The sequence below is a fragment of the Chryseobacterium sp. WX genome, assembly GCF_029542485.1.
GTDB classification, from domain to species: domain Bacteria; phylum Bacteroidota; class Bacteroidia; order Flavobacteriales; family Weeksellaceae; genus Chryseobacterium; species Chryseobacterium cucumeris.
This window is the reverse complement of record NZ_CP120710.1, coordinates 636,205-655,197: the sequence shown is the minus strand read 5'-3', so window position 1 is coordinate 655,197 and position 18,993 is coordinate 636,205. Positions and strand designations below refer to the sequence as shown.

Genomic DNA, 18,993 nt, shown 5'->3' with positions numbered 1-18,993 from the left:
GCAGGCAAAATTAAAACAACCGGTTTGTAGCTTTACATCATCAATAACATAAAAATCAAAATCAACAACTATGGAAATCTTACAAACTCCCGAAAACGCACTATCTCATTCAAGCGTAAGTGCCATCATCAATGCACCCATTGAAAAAGTGAATATCGCAGACTGGCTGCTTAATCTGCCGGATGCCGAATACCAACGCTGCTCTACCCAGCATATTGGAGCTGCTATTTCAGTTACCTTTGATGGTAAGCCGGTATCTTTAAATGTAGAAACCATTGGGGATGCTCTGATGGTACAGCATTATGTTGCAGATGTTCACCGTCCTGACTATTGCCGCATGCTTTCAATCTCTGATTCAATTACAAAAAACGGACGTACAAAAGTTCAGGTCTTATGGGAACTGAAAGTGACAAAGATTGATGAAAACACCTGTCTTTATACCAACGAAATTCATGCGACAGCCACACCCGAAATGTTTGAATATCTGAAAGAACACGGGATCAACCTTGCAGATGCAGCCGCATCCAGACAGGCTGCTTCTGACGCCCACAATCATGAAGAAACACCAAACTTTGCAAAAAGCATTGAAAATAAAGCACTGACAGGTCAATATAACCAGCCTTTTTAAAAAAGTAGCAACCCTCTATATCCTCAACGACTCATTTTGCCTTTTCACCGAATGACATCAAGAAAAAGTAAAATTCAGAAGTAGCTTTACAATAGCAAAAACAAAGAGCATTAATCACAGAAAAAATAATACTATGAATCCATCATCATTAAGTTTCAGATACGAATTAGAAAAAAAAGAACCGCGTACCAATGACGGCGGTACAACAAGAGGTGCTTCCGTAAAAGAATTCCCTGCTTCTGTAGGTATTGCCGGAGTTTCCATGAGATTACAGCCCGGAAGCATGAGAGAACTTCACTGGCATGCCAATGCCGCAGAATGGGCGTATGTAATTTCAGGAACGGTACGTACAACGATTATTCATCCGGACGGACGAAGTTATACTGATAATTTTGAACCTGGTGACGTATGGTATTTCCCGAAAGGCTACGGACATTCCATCCAGGCTACCGGAACAGAGGAATGTCATTTCATTCTGATTTTTGACAATGGTAACTTTTCGGAAGACCATACCTTCAGCGTTACAGATTTTCTGTCAAGTGTGCCACCTGAAATCGTTGCACAGAATTTAGGACTAAGCCTTGAAGAAGTAGCAGAACTTCCACAGAAAGAGGTTTACTTCGCAGCGGGAGTCGTTCCGGATGAACTGTCCGTGAATGCCACAGCCCGTCCTGAGGAATCAGACATTGAACTGACAAGCCTGCACCGCTATCCTCTGCATTCCCAGCAGCCAAGAATCATTCCCGGCGGTGGTCTCCAAAGATTGGTTACGAGTAAGGATTTTCCGATCAGCACCACAATGGCAGGTTCTGTGCTGGAGCTGCAGCCCGGCGCTTTAAGAGAAATGCACTGGCATCCTAATGCAGATGAGTGGCAGTATTTTATATCCGGACAGGCAGAAATGTCGGTATTCCTGGCGGAAGGAGTTTCTGTCACAGAACAGTTCAATGCCGGTGATGTAGGCTATGTACCTATGGGAGCCGGGCACTATATCAAAAATACCGGAGATACCGTCTGTAAGGTATTGATCGGATTTAATAGCGGCACCTATGAATCCATTGATATCAGCGAATGGCTGGCAGGAAACCCTAAAGATGTGGTCATCACCAATTTCGGACTGAAGGAAGGAGAAATAGAGAAATTTCCGGAAAAGAAAGTATTCATCAAACCTGGAAAATAGCGCCTGTGCTTCCGGAAACAAAAATCCTGCTCCCTGACAAGACCGTCAGAACGCAGGAGAAACTGGCAGTATTCCTGGCTTTTATCGCAGGATATACAGATGCCACAGGACTGATACAATGGAAAACCTACGTTTCTTTTATGAGCGGCAATACGACCCAGTTAGGTGCAGCAGTTTTCAGTGAAAAATATAGTGTTATCATCAGTTCTGTTATAGTGATCAGCTTTTTTCTGGCAGGAATTTACACAGGAACGTGTCTATCATTATCAAAGAAGTTCAGAAGCACAAAGATGATCTTCTACACAGTTTCCGGAATCATGATCCTTTACAGCATCAGTGATTACTATGAACATATTGCCAATGGAGTGACTATAGCTGTTATCGGTTTCTCAATGAGTCTTATGAACACCATTGTCACTTCGGTAGGTAACCAAAAGATCAATACCGATTTTGTGACAGGTACTTTAAACAGTCTGGCAAGAACAGCTGCTCTGTTTGTCATGAGTAATCAGGCAGACGAGCGGAAGGAATACAAAGTGAATATTTTTCATTTGTTATTCTTATGGGTGGGTTTCCTCTCGGGTGCTTCAGCAGCTCCTTTCCTGCTCTTTTATTCAGGAAACTGGACGCTGATTTTTCCCGCAGCCTTACTGCTCATCTCTACATTCACAATACCAATTCCAACGATTAAAAACTAATCCTATGCTACAAAAAAATACGGTTGCCCCTGATTTTACATTATTTGCAACCCCGGATCAGAAGATTACCTTATCCGAATTCAGAGGACGAAATGTCATTATTGCATTTTACCCGGCAGACTGGAGCCCGGTGTGCAGTGACCAGATGGCATTATACAACGAAATGCTGAAGTATTTCAAAAAATATGATGCGGAGATTTTCGGAATTTCCGTAGACAGCAAATGGTGCCACCTGGCATTTTCACAATCCAGAAACCTGCACTTTCCACTGCTTGCAGACTTTGAAGCCAAGGGAGAAACAGCCAGGAAATATGGTGTTTACAATGACGAAGAAGGAGAATGCAACAGAGCCCTTTTTGTCATCAATAAAGACGGCATCATCGAATGGAGCTACCTCTCTCCCACCGCCATTAATCCTGGTGCAGACGGAATTTTAGAAGCATTAGAAAACCTTAACACAAAATAATTATGTCACTTAAACCATCAGTCAGCAATGCTGACCACACTCAGGGCAGCTCAGATGCCAGCTTAGTCATTGTAGAATACGGGGATTATCAGTGTCCTTACTGCGGAGCAGCCTATCCGGTTCTTAAAGAGTTACTAAAGGAATTTGGAGATCAGATCAGATTTGTATTTAGAAATTTTCCTCTGTCAGAAATGCATCAGTATGCAAGAACAGCAGCGCTGGCAGCAGAAGCGGCAGCTTTGCAGGGAAAATTCTGGGAAATGCATGATGCTATTTATGAAAACCAGGAATATCTGAATGCTGATCTTCCGTTAAAGCTTGCAGAAAAACTGGGATTAAATATTCCCCAATTCAAAGCTGATATTCATAAGAAGGAATTAGCAGAAAAAGTAGATACAGACTTTGAAAGCGGTATCGTCAGCGGAGTGAACGGAACTCCTTCTTTTTTCATTAACGGAAATAAATTCAATGGCGGTGCAGAAGATCTTTTCCAGTTGGTACGTGAAAACACAGCCTATTAATCAGAAAATATTTAAACAAAATCAATTCATAACATTAAAAATAAACAACATGAGCACATTAACATTAAAAGACGGAACAGAAATTTTTTACAAAGATCAGGGAGAAGGACCTGTACTGATGTTTCACCACGGATGGCCTTTATCATCTGATGACTGGGATGCACAGGTAATTTTCTTTTTACAGAGAGGATACAGGGTGGTTACCCACGACAGAAGAGGTCACGGGCGTTCCAGCCAGAATATCTATAATCACACTATTGAACAATACGCTTCTGATGCCGCTGAGCTGGTTGAATTTTTAGATCTGAAAGATGTTGTACACATCGGGCACTCAACTGGTGGTGGTGAAGTAATCCGCTATGTGAATAAATACTCGAATGGAAGAGCTAAGAAAGCGGTTCTGATCAGTGCCATTCCACCGGTAATGGTGAAAAGTGAGAACAATCCTGACGGCGTTCCGATGGAAGTCTTCGACAATATCAGGGAACAGACTATGAATAACAGAAACCAGTTTTATTATGATCTGACTTTTCCTTTCTACGGCTACAACAGAGAAGGAGCGAACGTAAAAGACGGTGTACAGAGAAACTGGTGGAGACAGGGATTAATGGGCGGAATTGTAGCCCATTATGACGGAATTAAAGCCTTTTCGGAAACAGATTTAACCGAAGATTTAAAAGCAGTGGATATTCCTGTCCTGGTGATGCATGGCGAAGATGACCAGATCGTTCCTATTGCCAATGCAGCATTAAAATCAATTAAATTATTAAAGAACGGAAAACTGATCACGTATCCGGGATTCCCTCACGGAATGCCGACTACGGAACATCAAACCATTAATAAAGACCTTTTGGAATTTATCAGATCATAAGTATCAATACTTTTCTAAACAACAAAGATGAACCTTTCAAGGGTTCATCTTTGTATTATTCAAGACAATAGAACACATTGAAAAACAAAACTTTATAGTTCCACTATTTTTTACTTTTTATTCACCCTTTATTTTTGAAAGGTCAATCCCGAGTTTTGTAAATTCTTCTGTTCCTTTATCTGTAATGTAATATTGCCGTTCGGCAGGATTATCCTTGGCAATCCAGCCCTTCTCTACAAATTGTTCCAGCAGAAGCTGCCCTAATTTTCCTCCAATATGCTCATAGCAGGGTTTGGCGGGTTTTCTTGCGCTTGGTTTGTTCATATCCTTATATTTAATAGTGTTTCTGGTAGTATCGTTTTAGGAAATATCAATTCACATGCAGATAATCTTTAATTGTTTTCAGAACCCCGAAGCTGTCATTGGTACATGCTTCAAAATTAGCGATCTGCTTTACATTGGGATGCGCATTTTTCATGGCGTAAGAGTATTTTGCATTCTTCAGCATTTCTATATCGTTCATATAATCCCCGAAAGCCATTGTATTTTCAGGAGAAATACCCAAAGATTTCTGTAAGATTTTCAGAGCATTCCCTTTATTGATATCCTTATTCATAACATCCAGCCAATGCGCTCCTGAAATAACTACCTCAAGACCGAATTCTTCAAATTTTTTAAGAGCCGGATACAGGTGTTTTTCTGAACCATCAGGATGATAGACTGCTATTTTAAAAGCTGTATCATCAATTTTTTCCGTAAGATCATCCGTTTTCATATTTTCGGTATAATACTTTGAGAAAAAATCTACAAACTGCTGATCTTCGGTCTCATAATAAGCCATTTTTTTAGCAGATAATACAGCTTTGGCGCCTGGTATTTCACGAACAGCTTTGATGATTTCCACAATATATTTGTATTCCAGTGTATCGGCAAAAAGCTCCTGATCTTTATAGATAACATACCCTCCGTTCTCAGCAATAAAACCAATCTCACTTTCTATTTCTACGAAGTAATGGGTAATTCCCGGCATCTGTCTTCCGCTTGCGGGTACAAATACAATATTTCTTTTTTTCAGTTCTTTATAAACTTCTGCAAACTCAGGGCTCATTTCATGGCTGGAATTGAGAAACGTCCCATCCATGTCCGTCACAATTAATTTAATCTGTTCCATAATTTTATTTAAAAACAATATTCTGTTTGCAACAGAATCGTCATTTGCTTATTCTTTTCAAAGATATTGATTTATTATTTTTTCTTGCAATGAATGGTGGGAAGGTTTCTTAATATAGCTGCACTTTGTTCCGAAGTAATGTCCCGCTGAGACTTTGCCAGCATTTTCGTATAAAACTATTGGATAAAGTAATTAAATTCTTTCCGGTATTGAGAAGGGCTTTTTTGGATGTAATCTTTAAAAGTCCTGTTAAAATAGCTGAAGTTATTAAACCCTGATTCAAAGCAAACTTCTGTGATACTCAATGGCTGTTCCGCCAGAAGCTTAAGGGCATGGGTAATTCTGTATTCGTTAACAAACTGCGTAAAGGTCTTATTGGTAATTTTTTTAAAATAACGGCAGAAAGACGGCACTTTCATATTGGCAAGATCAGCCATTTCTTCGAGGGTTATAGCTTCTTTAAAATGATCTTTAACGTAATTGAAAATAAGATTGATTCTTTCATTGTCTTCAACCTGCGTCTGAAGGTAATATTTTCCTGCATTTAAAATCCTGTAATCCTGAGTCACAGACAGTTCATCCAAAATTTTCAGAAACCTGCACAGCTTGTCCAGTGAAGAAGTTTGATGCATCTCCGTAATCTCTTTCCCGATTGTTTTCTTCACCTCTTCCCCGAATACGATTCCTGCCTTTGACTTTTCCAGCAGAGCCGAAATCCTTTGCATCTCCGGTATATCCCAAACAGGTTCTCCCAGAAAGTCAGGCTTAAACTGGATGACCATTTCATACTCATTATGCGTACTTTCATTGGTCAGTCCACAATGTGGAAGATTGCTTCCTATCAGTACAAGATCTCCTTCTGAAAAATAAGTGATACTGCTTCCGATCTGTCTCTTCCCGGAGCCTTTGCATACAAAAATAAGCTCAACCTCAGGATGGTAATGCCAGACATGAGATTTTATATTCTCATTAGTCAGAAATTTAAGACTGGTAAAACTGCTTCCTATAGTAGGTCTTACCGCCTCAAAAGAAGGATTTACATGTTTCATAGGACAAATACAAATAATTTCATATGCAAAATTAACAAATAATACATTAATATCATTAAACAAGGTTAATATAGTACATCAATATGAAAATTTAATTATAGCGTGAGAATTATTGCTGCAATAGCTTTGCAGTATTAATCCTAAAAGCCTTAACCCATGAGCACATTATTAAAAGCCGTATTTTTTGCAGGAGCCTTATTGTTCTCAGCAAACGTAATGAGTAAGGATAGAGATTTTTCCCTTTCCTTTGGAAATGTACAAGACAAAACCCTGAACTTTGAGCTTTCAAATGCTAAAAGTGTTTCTGTTTTTGTTTATAACACTGCACATGATGAACTATTTTCCGAAAATCTTAAAGATGGAGATCATGTGATGAAGACTTATGATTTTCAAAACTTTACACCGGGAACGTATTATCTGGTAGCAGAATCAGAAGCCAAGATAGAGAAATACAAGATAAAAATTAATGCTGATAATGTAATGGAGGTGGAAAAAACACCTGTAAGCGCTGTGAATAAGCCTGAATATACAATTTCCGGGCATATGGCCAAGCTTCACATGTCTGATGTAAAAGGTACTGTAAGCATTTCAGTATATGACCTTTCCAATACAACGTACTATACTTCGAATAAAAAATATGCTGACGGCAAGGTAGATATCACTTTTGATCTTGATCCTAAAACTGCTGATCAGTATATCATCCAGGTAGAAGAAAACGGAAATGTTTTTAATAAAATAATTTCTCTCCGATAAAACGGAATATACAGATAGATTGACCTATCGATCATTCCAATTATTTTGGATTAAAATTTTACTTACAGTTTATTGTTTTGAGGCAGCTCCATTTCCTAACAGAAAAAGAGCTGCCTCATTTTTTAATTGTGATGGCCCATGTTCAGTTTAATCTTTTTCAGATCTTCCAGTTCATGAACAGGACGTTCTGTGTCGTAAGGAATCGGCTTTTTGGAAAAAGTCTGGAAATACAGCAGGCAGGCATCTTTCCACCATACCGCATCCTTAGATTGAATTTTAAGCTTTGACTGAACATCAGCAAATCTCTGTTTATCAATATAAGGTTCCATTCTATCCCAGGTTTTCTGATAATCCCTTACCTTCTTCACCCCGGAATCATAGGTATAGCACAGCTCATCCCACAAAGATTTTCCATCTTTCATTGTATAATCCCACGGAACATGATGAAACCACAGGATAAGATTTTCCGGGCAGGTTGAGATATTCCCGTATCTTTCATTCAGTGGTGTAAAATACTGTGAAACCGCATTACTTCCTGTTTTTGTTCTGTCAAAACCTAACCCTTTAGCATCAGCCTGATGGTAATAGACAGGGGACCAGTCCGGTCTTCCGCCTTTATAATCTCCCCACGGTTCAGGGCCGTAGTGATGGCCTCCTGCAAAGATATGGTGTAATCCTAACGGCATCATATAATCCACAGCAGTTTCTCTGGAAGAAAGCATCATTTCTTTTACCGGATTCAGAAAGTTCTGATCGTCTGTGAATGTCATTTTAATCCATTCCTCTGCAATCTGCTGTGAGGTCAGCTGATGATTCCATGCCAATCTCCCGAATGCATACCAGTTGGCCTGTGCAAAATGATGTCCGGTCCAGTTGGTATCTTCCCCTATATTGGCAACGGCTGAAATGGCTGTCAATTTTGCAGGTCTTAATGTGCCGTCTGTAATTTTTGCAATCGTGGATCCCTGTCCGTCAGAATAAGTATCGCTGTCCAATGTTTCCTTGAATAATGGAGCCAGGAAAACGAGATGGTTTGAAAAGCCCAGATATTCCTGGGTAATCTGAAATTCTACCATTTCAGAAGTTTTTCTTAAAGCTCCAAAAAGTGGATTAAATGCTTCACGGGGCTGAAAATCAACAGGTCCGTTTTTGATCTGAATAATCACATTATCCCTGAATTTACCGTCCAGAGGTACAAATTCCAGATAAGCCTGTTTGGCTCTGTCGTCTTTGCTCGGACTGTATACAAAGGCTCTCCACATGACGATTCCGTTGTAAGGTTTTAAGGCATCAGCCAACATATTGGCTCCGTCTGCATGGGTTCTTCCGTAATCCTGAGGGCCAGGCTGGCCTTCGGAATTGGCTTTCACCAAAAATCCACCGAAATCAGGAATCAACTTGTAAATTTCAGCTGCTTTATCTTTCCACCATTTCTGTACGTCTTTATTCAATGGATCTGAGTTCTGTAATCCGCCCAGCACTTTAGGTGAAGAAAAATTGACGGAAAGATATACCCTGATGCCATAAGGCCTGAAAATATCAGCCAGAACCCTTACTTTTTTAAGATAATCTTCCCTAAGCATATTGGGCGATGCATTCACATTATTCAAAACAACGGAATTGATTCCTACGGAAGCATTTGCTCTTGCATATTCTTCGTAGCGCGGAGAAATTTTACCCGGTAAATCTTCCCATTTCCAAAGTGATCTTCCGGCGTATCCTCTTTCAATGCTTCCGTCCAGATTATCCCAATGATTCAGAATCCTTACATCATATGAAGGTTTTTCAATCGTATTTAAATGGGACAGATCGGCTTTTGTCTGCTGCAATCGTAAGATATGATAGACTCCATACAACAGTCCTATTTCTTTACCCGCAGAAATAACAATTTTTTCAGGCGTGGAAACAATCCTGTAACCGTCTTTCAGGTTTTTCTCTTTGTTTTCGGTACGAAGTTCCACCGTCTGTCCCTGCCAGTGGCTGCCCAGCTCTTTTCTGGCAATATTCAGGGTTGGACTGCTGCCTTTGGAAATAATTTTATCTGCCGATATTCCGTTTTTTGCAGGAAACCGAAGCCATAGCTGACTTCCGTCCTCCGCGAAAACCAGCAAAGGAAATATCAGCAAAAATAGAATGTTGAATCTCAGATATCGCATTGAAAAATTTTAAGTTATTAAAGATGACTATGACTGGTCATCAAGACCTTCAATCGTTTTGATTTTACCTTCGTGATCGTATTCCAGTTCAATCACTTTCATACTCCTCAGCCATGTTTTACCACCACTCGGAACAGAATCATGGAAAAACAGATACCATTTCCCTTTGAATTCCACAATACTATGATGAGTGGTCCATCCAACCACCGGAGTAAGAATTTCACCCTGAAACGTAAACGGACCATAAGGATTATCCCCGGTCGCATAGCAAATCAGGTGGGTGTCTCCTGTAGAATAAGAAAAATAATATTTGCCATTGTACTGATGCATCCATGACGCTTCAAAAAAGCGGTGCTTATCACCATGAAGCAATGGTTTTCCGTTTTCATCGATGATGACAACGTCTTTAGGAGCTTCCGCAAATTGAAGCATATCATCGCTCAGCAGTGCCACTTTTGAATGGATTGCGGGTTCATTATTTTCTGGAATTATAGCAGATTCAAGTGCTTTATTATCTCTGTATCGCTGCAATTGTCCACCCCAGATCCCTCCAAAATACATATAATATTTTCCTTTATCTTCAAAAATGCAGGGATCGATGCTGTAACTTCCCATCATCGGATGTTTTTCAGGAATGAAAGGTCCGTAAGGTTTATCACTCACTGCAACACCGATTCTGAAGATATCATTTTGGTCTTTCAGGGGAAAGTACATATAATACTTCCCGTCTTTGAAGGCAACATCACAATCCCAAAGCTGTCTTCCCGCCCATGGAATATCTTTTACCGAAAGCACCACGCCATGATCTTTAATTTCTCCGCTGTCCACATCATCCATTGAGAAAACATGGTAATCATTCATATCGAAGTGATCTCCGTTATCGTTTTCTTCAATTCCGCTTTCGCGGTCGTGGGAAGGATAGATATAGATTTTATCTTCAAAAACATGAACGGAAGGATCTGCCATATAATCTTCCGGAAATAAATATTTTGATTTTTTCATTAAGTAAAAATTCTATTGATTTTAATTTTTCTCTGCCAGTTTTATTATTTTTTGTACCACAGGTTTCTCCTGGTCTTTTCTGTCAAATAGTAACGGGTAATCTGTTCTTCCTTTTACCGGGAAATCGTTTTTCCAGGATTGTTTGTCGGTTACTCCCCATAAAGTTACCCTTCTTATTTTATCTTTATGTTGTAAGAACAAGCCAAAGAAATCAAGATAACGTTTTTCCCATTTCGTTTCTACTTCCCTGGGAAGTCCTTTGGTGTAAGGATTCATTTCTTTCTGGTAGGCAACGGTATCTGAAATATTGGCAGAACTGCCCCATGGAGAAGGCAGCGCACTAATTTCCAGCTCCGTAATATTGACTTTAACTCCGGCATTGGAATAGGCCAGAATTGCTTTTCCATATTCATCGATAGAAGGGTTATCCATTCCGACATGGGCCTGCATTCCTACTCCATCAATACGGATTCCTCTTGATTTAAGTTTCTCAACCATTGCAATGACTGTTTTTACCTTTTCAGGATACCATTCATTATAATCGTTGTAATATAATTCTGCATTGGGATCAGCTTCCTGTGCATAATGAAATGCCAAAGGAATAAAATCTTCACCCAGAATTTCGTAAAACTTACTTTTCCTGTAGGTTCCGTCTTCAAGAATGGCTTCATTCACCACATCCCATCCTTTTACTTTCCCTTTGTAACGGGAAACTACCGTTGTTATGTGGTTTTTCATGCGTTTTTTCAACACTTCCGGAGAAACATCTTTTCCATTTTTATCTGAAAAAAACCATTTTGGAAGCTGTGAATGCCAGATTAACGTATGTCCGATGATGAACATATTGTTTTTCATCCCGAAATCAACAAATTTATCGGCGTCATCAAAGAAGAACTTTCCTTCCTGAGGCTGCAGGAACATAGATTTCATACAGTTTTCCGCAACAACAGAGCTGAATTGTTTTTTGATAATCACTGCGGCCTTCTGATCTGTCCCGTCAATCTGGGGAAGGCTCATGGCAGTTCCGATATAGAATTTATCCTGAAATGCTTTTTTTAAAGTACCGTCAGACTTCTGCGCCGACAGCCCGGAAGCGGTAAGAGCCGCCAAACCAATTAAAATACGTTTCATAGTAATTTTTTTATTTTCTTCTTTCAGCCAGATCTTTTTCAATCTGAACTTCCATTTTTTTATTGATTTTGTAAAATAAAAGCAGTCCGCAGGCAATGAAAAACGGAATGGACGGGAATATGCTCACAAGCATTTTGGCTCCTGCCGCCACTGTTTCAGGCTGAATCACCTGCTCGCTCCCGTGTACTGAAATGTATCCGTATTTTCCAATAATCAAAGCTACCAGAGAGCTTCCAATGCTTAGACCTACTTTCAATCCTACCATCATGGCAGAAAAGATAATAGCCGTTGCCCTGCGGTTATTCTTCCATTCCGAATAGTCGGCCACATCAGCAATCATTGCCCACAAAAGCGGTGTGCTGATTCCATAAAAGAATCCGTGTAAAATCTGTGACAGGAACATCATTCCCACTGCTTTCGGAGGATAAAATATAAAAGCGAGGATGAATAATGTAGATATGAATAATGAAGCAATAAAAGTATCTCTTTTTCCAAATCTGTCTGCCAGTTTTTTAGAAAAAGTAATGCCTACAATCATCATGACAATTCCTCCTGCATTAAATAATCCGAACCCGGCAGATTTCGGGTCTTCCCCAAAGAAATTCATCCCTGCAGAATTAAAAAATGCTGTAATAGGTGAAATAAAGTTCTTCAGGGCACTCTCATCTACATAGTTGTTAAAATAATATACATAAGATCCTCCTTTCATGGCCAGCGTGATGAATATAAATGCGGTCACGGTAAGCATAATAATCCATGGTCTGTTTTGAAATAAATCTTTTAAATCCTCTTTCAGACTTGATTTCTGCTCCGGTTTGGGAATGATTCTTTCTTTGGTGGTAAAAAAGGTAATCAAAAGCATGATGGATCCAATCACAGCCAACCATGTCATAACGGTCTCAATTCCCTGTGCTTTATCTCCATGTCCTACATATAGAATGATAGGCAGCATAAATACCTGTACAAAGAACTGGGCAAACATTACAGCTACAAAACGGTACGAAGAAATACTGTTCCTTTCTCCCATATCTCCTGTGATAACGCCACTCAGAGCAGCATAAGGTAGGTTATTGGAAGCGTATAATAACAATAATAATGAATAGGTAACCGCAGCATAAATCATTTTACCCTGATAGGAAAAGTGAGGCGTGCTAAAGGCTAACAGGGCTGCAATACCAAGCGGTACAGCGGTAAATAAAATCCATGGACGGAATTTCCCCCATCGTGAGCTTGTACGGTCTGCCAGCGCTCCGATAAGCGGGTTAAAACCAAATCCGGCAATTAATCCTACCGTAAGGGTGATAACAGAAGCATCTTCTGCTTTGAGTCCGTAAATATCTGTATAAAAATAGGTCAGGTAGGTGACTAAGGTCTGAAAAACAAGGTTGGCTGCCAGATCTCCCAGGCTATACCCTACTTTTTCTATTACCGATATTTTTTGTGGCTGATGATCCATTGATTGTAATAAGGTTTCTATGTTAAATTAATTTTTTTCTGTTGTAAAAGGTGAAGCCGGAAGTCCGCTTTTATTTTTAAGATTACCGTCTGGGTTGTCTGCCCAATCATAACGTACATTGACAGGATTGGTGACCTGATCATTCCATACCCTAACTTTATTTCCTTTTGCTTCTGCTTTTGCCCATTGGTAGCGGCCGTCTGTCTGCTGTATGGCAAAACCTTTCAGTTCTCCCTGTATTAGATCGTCTGTTCCGGGTTTAAAGGATAAAATAATGGTATTGCCTTCTGTTTTCATCGACTGATAAACGGGGCCGTCAGCTATGATTTTTTTGCCTTCCCCGATTTTCAGGGCCTGTAAAGCCAACCTGTCGCCCACTGTTTTTTTATTGAGCGGATGAATATCGTTCCATTCTCCCACATCAATCGCTACCGCAAGTCCTGAATAAGGAACATTAAGAGAAACCTGTCTCTGCTGTTCTCTCAGCTCAGCCCAGTTGCTTTCAATCGGTTCATCTTTTTTCTCCATGAAATTGGCCAGCTGCACAATGAAGAACGGCAGATCATTCTTATTCCATTTTGAACGCCAGTCTGAGATCATTGTTGACAATAAATCTCCATATTCTTTTGGTTTTCCGGTATTGCTTTCGCCCTGGTACCAGATAAATCCTTTGATTTTATAATTGATCAGCGGATTAATCATGGCATTGTAAAGCCCTACCGGCTTCCAGCGGATAAATGTTTGTCCGGGAGCCATTTTTTCCATTTTTGCTCCTATTTTATATTTCCACTCGCCTTTAAGGTCTATTTTTTGTCCGTCAATTTCCAGGTAATACGGCTTATCAGCAATAAACTGTCCTTTTCCGCTGCCATTGATAACTCTAACCGTAATGGTATTCTTTCCTTCTTTTAAAACGCCTTTCGGAATGTCATACCAGCGTGGCGGATATTCATAGGTTACATTGCCTACTTTCATTCCGTTGATGTAAGTAATATCGGCATCTTTTATTCTTCCCAGATTCAAAAACGCCGTTTTCTGATCCACTCCTTTTGGAAGAATAATTTCTTTGCGGAACCATACCGAACCGTCAAACGAGCCTTCCTGATCTTCCCATGATCCAGGCAGCATTATGGTTTTCCATCCTGCATCATTTCCGTTATCTTTTTCCCAGTGCTGGTTGAAACCAATATCACTCTGATCCAGCTCTGCATACCATGCTTTGCTTAATAATCTTTCCTGGGATTCTGTAGATTGTATCAGGTCATCGTTTTTCCATTTTTCTGCTTCAGCGAGATATTCCGGATATTTTTTCAGTGATTTTTCATCCATCCAGGCCTGAACCGGAGAGCCTCCCAGACTGGTATGAATAATTCCTACAGGAACTTTGTTTTTGTCATTCAGTTCTTTCGCAAAAAAATAAGCAACTCCCGAAAAATCAAGAATAGTCTGAGGATTGGTACTTTGCCACTTCCCTCCTTCAAGATCATTTTGCGGAGCTTTAAAATTATATTTCTGCGGAACAGTGAAGAATCTTATATTCTGATTATTGGCGTTTTTAATTTCATTTTCATACAAAGGGGTCAGCCTGCGCATCGGAAGTTCCATATTGGATTGTCCTGAGGCTACCCATACATCACCAATGAGAATATCTTTAAGGGTGATCTCATTAATCATCATGGTATATGGACCTCCGGCATTAAGCTTTGGAAGCATAAGAGACCAGTTTCCCCTTTGGTCTGCTGTGGCATTATAGGTTTTACTGATAAACTTAATTGTAATTTTTTCTCCTGCATCGGCATATCCCCAGATTTTAAGATCCTGATTTCTCTGAAGGATCATTCCGTCTGAAACCAATGCCGGAAGCCTTACCTTTGCATGAAAACTGCAAATAGCTGCAAGAAAAAATAATAAATATAGAGTTCTGTTCTTCATGGAAAAATCTGTTTTTAATGTTGGTTCAGCTTTATTTCTTTTCGTAATTTTCTGTCAGTAACCGGACTTCAATGACTTTAGCGGTCATGAGTTTTTCATCTGCAAGGAATTTTACACTAAGATTTTCTTTATTCTTTTCTGAATCCGGAATCGGAACAATCAGATATTGAGGTAAACTTCCTGACTTTCCTTCCAGATTTTGGGTAATGATTTTTTTACCGTTGATCTCAATATTCAGCGTACGGCTGGTATTCGCATCAAAGTACAGCAGGTAAAGGTATGAAGCATTTTTTCCGGTATTTTTCATCCGATAACTGAACCAGCCTTTGGCATCACGGAAATGGCGGTCTTCCATATATCCTGTACCAGAGTCTTTGCTTTCTATAAAATGATCTGATTCTGGCTGCTGTTCGCCCAGCTGGATCTTATCTGCGGTGATCATATCCAGCTTTCTGGTTTCTGCTTCTTCTTTTGCTCTTTGCTTCAGTATATTTTCTATTCCATTTTTGTCCGACTGTGGCCAGTACAGAATATACCTTTCTGCCTGAATACTGTAAAACGGTACAAGATCTAAACCTTTCCCGAATTTTTCAGACGGATAAAGACCTGTAACGGTAAAGTTGAGCGGTTTATTGTTCGAAGGCGCAACATGACTGACAACTTCTGAAGAATTTCCGAGGATAACGGGAATTTCGTTTAAAGGGATCTGCGGACCATGAGCAATATGGCCGCCTCTGCTATCGTCCGCAAGGAGTCCCTGTTGGTTTTCGGTCCCGTATTTTGCGGCAAGCACCACAGGTCCGTATTTAAATGCATAATAACTGGAGCGGTCAGGCATCTGTTCTGCGGAAAGGTGCATTGGTAAAATCATTTTCACGACATCTCCTTTTTTCCATTTTTTGGTCAGTGTAAAATAGCCGTCAGAACCACGCTGTGCTTTCTGCTGCTTTCCGTTGATCAGAATTTTTACTTCTGAAGGTGTCGTCCATTCCGGGCATCTCAGTTTTACATCAAATTCTGATTTTCCTGCAGCATCGAAAATCAATGTTGTTTCAGGAACTTCCGGGAAGTTATTAACCTGGCGGAGCACTACTTTTTGCTGTTTCCATGTCAATGTGGAAGGAATAAACAGGTTTACAAATAAATCCTTATCCGACCAGGCATAAATCATTTCCCCATATTTGGCATGGTTTTCCATTCCGGATCCTACACAGCACCAGAAGCTGGTCTGGGGCTGTGAATACACACGGTAATGTCCGGGACGCATTGGCGTAAAGTACACAAAGCCTCCCTGATCATGATTTTCTGTGGAAAGAATATGATTGTATAATGCTTTTTCGTAATAATCTATATAATATGATTCGGGCTGCGTTGCATAAAGCTCTTTAGTAAGCTTGAGCATATTGTAGGTATTGCAGGTTTCCGGACCTTCAATACTTTTTATCATGCTGCTGAAATCATTGACAGGGTTAAAGTGCTCACTGACACTGTTACCACCAATAACTGAAGATCTTTTCTCTGTAACGTTATGCCAGAAAAAATCAGCGGCATTACTCCAGGACGTATTATTCTCAAGATCGGCAATACGTTTATAGCCGATTACTTTTGGAATCTGTGTATTGGCATGCAGTCCTGTAAGTTTATCTTCTCCTGATAAAAGCGGTGTAAGAATAGCCTGATGGGAAAAACGGTGAGCCAGTTTCAGATACTTTTTATCATGAGTAATGTCATAAACATCTGCAAAAACTTCGTTGAGCCCTCCATGTTCACTGCGCAGCATATCCTGTATCTGTTCATCAGAAAGATCCGACACTTCATTCATCATCCAATCTGTAAGCCTTACAAGCATTGCCTTTGCTTTTTCATTTTTGGCATACCAATACGCATCGCGCAGCCCTGAGTACAGTTTGTGAATATTATATAAAGGTACCCATCGGTCGTTCAAACCGAAGCCTGAAGCGCGAATATTTCCCTGTTTTATTTCTTTCCAGATTTTTTTCCCGTTGGGAATCCCTGAAATGTATCCGTCCGGAGAGGTTTTCTGGCACCGTTCCAGCTCACTGATCATATAATCAATTCTCTGTTGTATCGCAGTATCTCCTGTAGAAGCATACATAAGGGATAATGCGGAAATATAATGTCCTCCTATGTGCCCGTCCAGTCCTGTATTTTCCCAATTGGGATAATTATCTGCCCTGGGTTTCAACCCGGCTTCTTTAAGATAAGGAGCCAGCAGCCTGTCAGGTTCCATTGCCATGAGATATTGACGGTCTGCCATCATAGCTTTATTGAAAACACTCTCTGATAACTTTACAGTTTCCAAAGGGAAATAATGAATTTTCTTATTCATCTGCGCTGAGGCAAATGAAGCAAAACACAATAAAATAACCGAAAGTTTTGGGGTCATGGATAAATGTTAATTCAACATTTCTAAAATAACAGAAAGAATCTATATACGAAACATTTCCTGAGTCTGTTTGACTTATTTTTTCATTTAAAACTTTCAATAAAGCCCTGAAAACAACAAAAAACACACTACCTTATCATAAAAAATAAGATAATTAATTTACAGTAAAACAAAACCTTAAAACCATATGATTCCCTATGAAAATGAATTCAGGATATGTTTTGGCAAAAATTTCAAAGATATAGCAAATACCTTATCGTATTTTTAACGTTAAGTCCCTTTTCTTGACTATTATTAATCTTCTTTTTAATTTTAACACAATTTTAACATTCAATTCATGTATGATTAACCTGATTTCAGTGATATTTTCCGGTTTTGATACAGGTTTTACCTCCCAAAATATCCGTTAGGAATAATTTTAATGAAATAAATCATTCAGATTAAAAAGTGTATGAATCACATTTATATAATATCATATTCATAAAAGCTTTACCTTTGTAGTAAAATATAAAAGATGACTGAGGATTACTCCCAATATCCCAAACACCTTGTTGCAGTTGACTGTATCATTTTCGGTTTTGACGGCGAAAATCTTAAAATCCTTTTGGTAAAAAGAAATTTTGAACCTCAAATGGGCGAATGGTCATTGATGGGTGGCTTCGTTGGCAGTGAGGAAACCTCTGATGAAGCGGCTAACAGAGTTCTGTGTACATTGACCGGTCTTGAAAACATTTATCTTGAACAGCTCAAATGTTATACGGAAATTAACCGTGAGCCGACAGCCAGAATCATGTCTATCTCGTATTATGCACTGATCAATATTGAGAAAGACATCCAGATCAATGAGCAGTACAGTGCAGAATGGGTGGAACTACAGAAAGCTCCTGATCTTATCTTCGATCATAACGAAATGGTAAAGGATGCTGTAGCCAGGCTGAGGAGAAGAGCTTCCACAGGACCTATAGGATTTGAGCTTCTTCCTGAAAAGTTCACAATGAAAGATCTTCAGAATCTTTATGAAGCTATTTTTGATGAAAAATTTGACAAGCGAAATTTTACCAGCAAGATCAACAGTATGGATATCCTTGTGAATACGAATAAAAAGGATATGACTTCATCCAGAAAAGGGTCTTTTCTTTACCGGTTTGACGAAAAAAAATACAATAAAAAAATCTCACAGGGATTTATGTTTAAAATCTGATAGACCAACCTGTTTAATTTTGGAAAAAGTATTCCAGAAAATTAACAATTTAGAATGATAGAAAATTCAGCATACTCTTATTAAAATCTCACTTTTGTGAGATTTTTTTTGTGTTTCTGGCGGAAATTTCCAGCAGGACAAACAGTTATTTTGTCTTTTTTCAGAATGATCGTAATAAAAATTTATGATAAGGTTTTTTCTTTTCTCCTACCACACAATGCATTATAATTATATGGCTTATAATCTTATTTATGATATGTAATTTTTTGTTAATTTTTAATAAAATATTGATTTATATTTAATGTTATATGTATTTTTATGCAAAACTAATAACCATATTTAACAACAACTCAAATTTTCACAAACCCCGA

At 39.2% G+C, this 18,993-nt stretch carries 17 protein-coding genes; 8 read left to right on the top strand and 9 right to left on the bottom strand.

Going from position 1 to position 18,993, the window contains the following annotated elements:
* Positions 1-70: 70 nt before the first annotated feature.
* From PZ898_RS02860 to PZ898_RS02835, 6 genes are all read left to right on the top strand, one after another.
* The gene (locus tag PZ898_RS02860; RefSeq protein ID WP_040994577.1) at positions 71-628 is read left to right on the top strand and encodes a hypothetical protein; all 558 of its coding nucleotides are present in this window, start codon (positions 71-73) and stop codon (positions 626-628) included.
* 133 nt (positions 629-761) lie between these two features.
* Positions 762-1,808, top strand: a complete 1,047-nt coding sequence (locus PZ898_RS02855) for a cupin domain-containing protein (protein ID WP_277694737.1) — start codon at positions 762-764, stop codon at positions 1,806-1,808.
* A gap of 5 nt (positions 1,809-1,813) precedes the next feature.
* The gene (locus tag PZ898_RS02850; RefSeq protein WP_277694736.1) at positions 1,814-2,506 is read left to right on the top strand and encodes a YoaK family protein; all 693 of its coding nucleotides are present in this window, start codon (positions 1,814-1,816) and stop codon (positions 2,504-2,506) included.
* 4 nt (positions 2,507-2,510) lie between these two features.
* Complete coding sequence (locus PZ898_RS02845) at positions 2,511-2,972, top strand: redoxin domain-containing protein (RefSeq protein WP_277694735.1); 462 nt, start codon at positions 2,511-2,513, stop codon at positions 2,970-2,972.
* 2 nt (positions 2,973-2,974) lie between these two features.
* Positions 2,975-3,493: a thioredoxin domain-containing protein gene (locus tag PZ898_RS02840; RefSeq protein ID WP_277694734.1), complete on the top strand. Its 519-nt coding sequence runs from the start codon at positions 2,975-2,977 to the stop codon at positions 3,491-3,493.
* A gap of 49 nt (positions 3,494-3,542) precedes the next feature.
* Complete coding sequence (locus PZ898_RS02835) at positions 3,543-4,364, top strand: alpha/beta hydrolase (RefSeq protein WP_120231029.1); 822 nt, start codon at positions 3,543-3,545, stop codon at positions 4,362-4,364.
* Between the two features lie 117 nt (positions 4,365-4,481).
* On the opposite strand, the gene PZ898_RS02830 is transcribed toward PZ898_RS02835, so the two are convergent.
* The 3 genes from PZ898_RS02830 to PZ898_RS02820 form a co-directional block, all read right to left on the bottom strand.
* Entirely contained in the window at positions 4,482-4,688 is a 207-nt protein-coding gene (locus tag PZ898_RS02830) for a hypothetical protein (protein ID WP_062669825.1), read from the bottom strand.
* Between the two features lie 46 nt (positions 4,689-4,734).
* On the bottom strand, positions 4,735-5,535 hold the full coding sequence (locus PZ898_RS02825; protein ID WP_062669826.1) for an HAD family hydrolase: 801 nt from the start codon (positions 5,533-5,535) through the stop codon (positions 4,735-4,737).
* A 176-nt stretch (positions 5,536-5,711) separates the two neighbouring features.
* On the bottom strand, positions 5,712-6,584 hold the full coding sequence (locus PZ898_RS02820; protein ID WP_277694733.1) for an AraC family transcriptional regulator: 873 nt from the start codon (positions 6,582-6,584) through the stop codon (positions 5,712-5,714).
* A 156-nt stretch (positions 6,585-6,740) separates the two neighbouring features.
* Between PZ898_RS02820 and PZ898_RS02815 the strand changes: the two genes are divergently transcribed.
* Positions 6,741-7,337, top strand: coding sequence for a hypothetical protein (locus PZ898_RS02815; RefSeq protein WP_062669830.1), 597 nt, complete (start codon positions 6,741-6,743; stop codon positions 7,335-7,337).
* 122 nt (positions 7,338-7,459) lie between these two features.
* Here PZ898_RS02815 and PZ898_RS02810 read toward each other — a convergent pair whose 3' ends face one another.
* The 6 genes from PZ898_RS02810 to PZ898_RS02785 are packed head-to-tail and all read right to left on the bottom strand — an operon-like array spanning position 7,460 to position 17,421.
* On the bottom strand, positions 7,460-9,493 hold the full coding sequence (locus PZ898_RS02810; protein ID WP_062669832.1) for an alpha-glucuronidase: 2,034 nt from the start codon (positions 9,491-9,493) through the stop codon (positions 7,460-7,462).
* Between the two features lie 27 nt (positions 9,494-9,520).
* Complete coding sequence (locus tag PZ898_RS02805) at positions 9,521-10,495, bottom strand: glycoside hydrolase family 43 protein (protein ID WP_062669834.1); 975 nt, start codon at positions 10,493-10,495, stop codon at positions 9,521-9,523.
* A 21-nt stretch (positions 10,496-10,516) separates the two neighbouring features.
* A complete protein-coding gene (locus PZ898_RS02800; RefSeq protein WP_277694732.1) occupies positions 10,517-11,626 on the bottom strand; it encodes an endo-1,4-beta-xylanase in 1,110 nt (369 codons plus the stop codon).
* Between the two features lie 10 nt (positions 11,627-11,636).
* The gene (locus PZ898_RS02795) at positions 11,637-13,082 is read right to left on the bottom strand and encodes an MFS transporter (RefSeq protein WP_277694731.1); all 1,446 of its coding nucleotides are present in this window, start codon (positions 13,080-13,082) and stop codon (positions 11,637-11,639) included.
* A 27-nt stretch (positions 13,083-13,109) separates the two neighbouring features.
* Positions 13,110-15,014 carry a sialate O-acetylesterase gene (locus tag PZ898_RS02790; protein WP_277694730.1) on the bottom strand — a complete coding sequence of 635 codons (1,905 nt, stop codon included), beginning with the start codon at positions 15,012-15,014 and terminating at the stop codon, positions 13,110-13,112.
* Between the two features lie 31 nt (positions 15,015-15,045).
* A complete protein-coding gene (locus PZ898_RS02785; protein ID WP_277694729.1) occupies positions 15,046-17,421 on the bottom strand; it encodes a glycoside hydrolase family 127 protein in 2,376 nt (791 codons plus the stop codon).
* 514 nt (positions 17,422-17,935) lie between these two features.
* On the opposite strand from PZ898_RS02785, the gene PZ898_RS02780 reads away from it, so the two are divergent.
* A complete protein-coding gene (locus PZ898_RS02780) occupies positions 17,936-18,622 on the top strand; it encodes an NUDIX domain-containing protein (protein WP_216444682.1) in 687 nt (228 codons plus the stop codon).
* Positions 18,623-18,993: the final 371 nt, after the last annotated feature.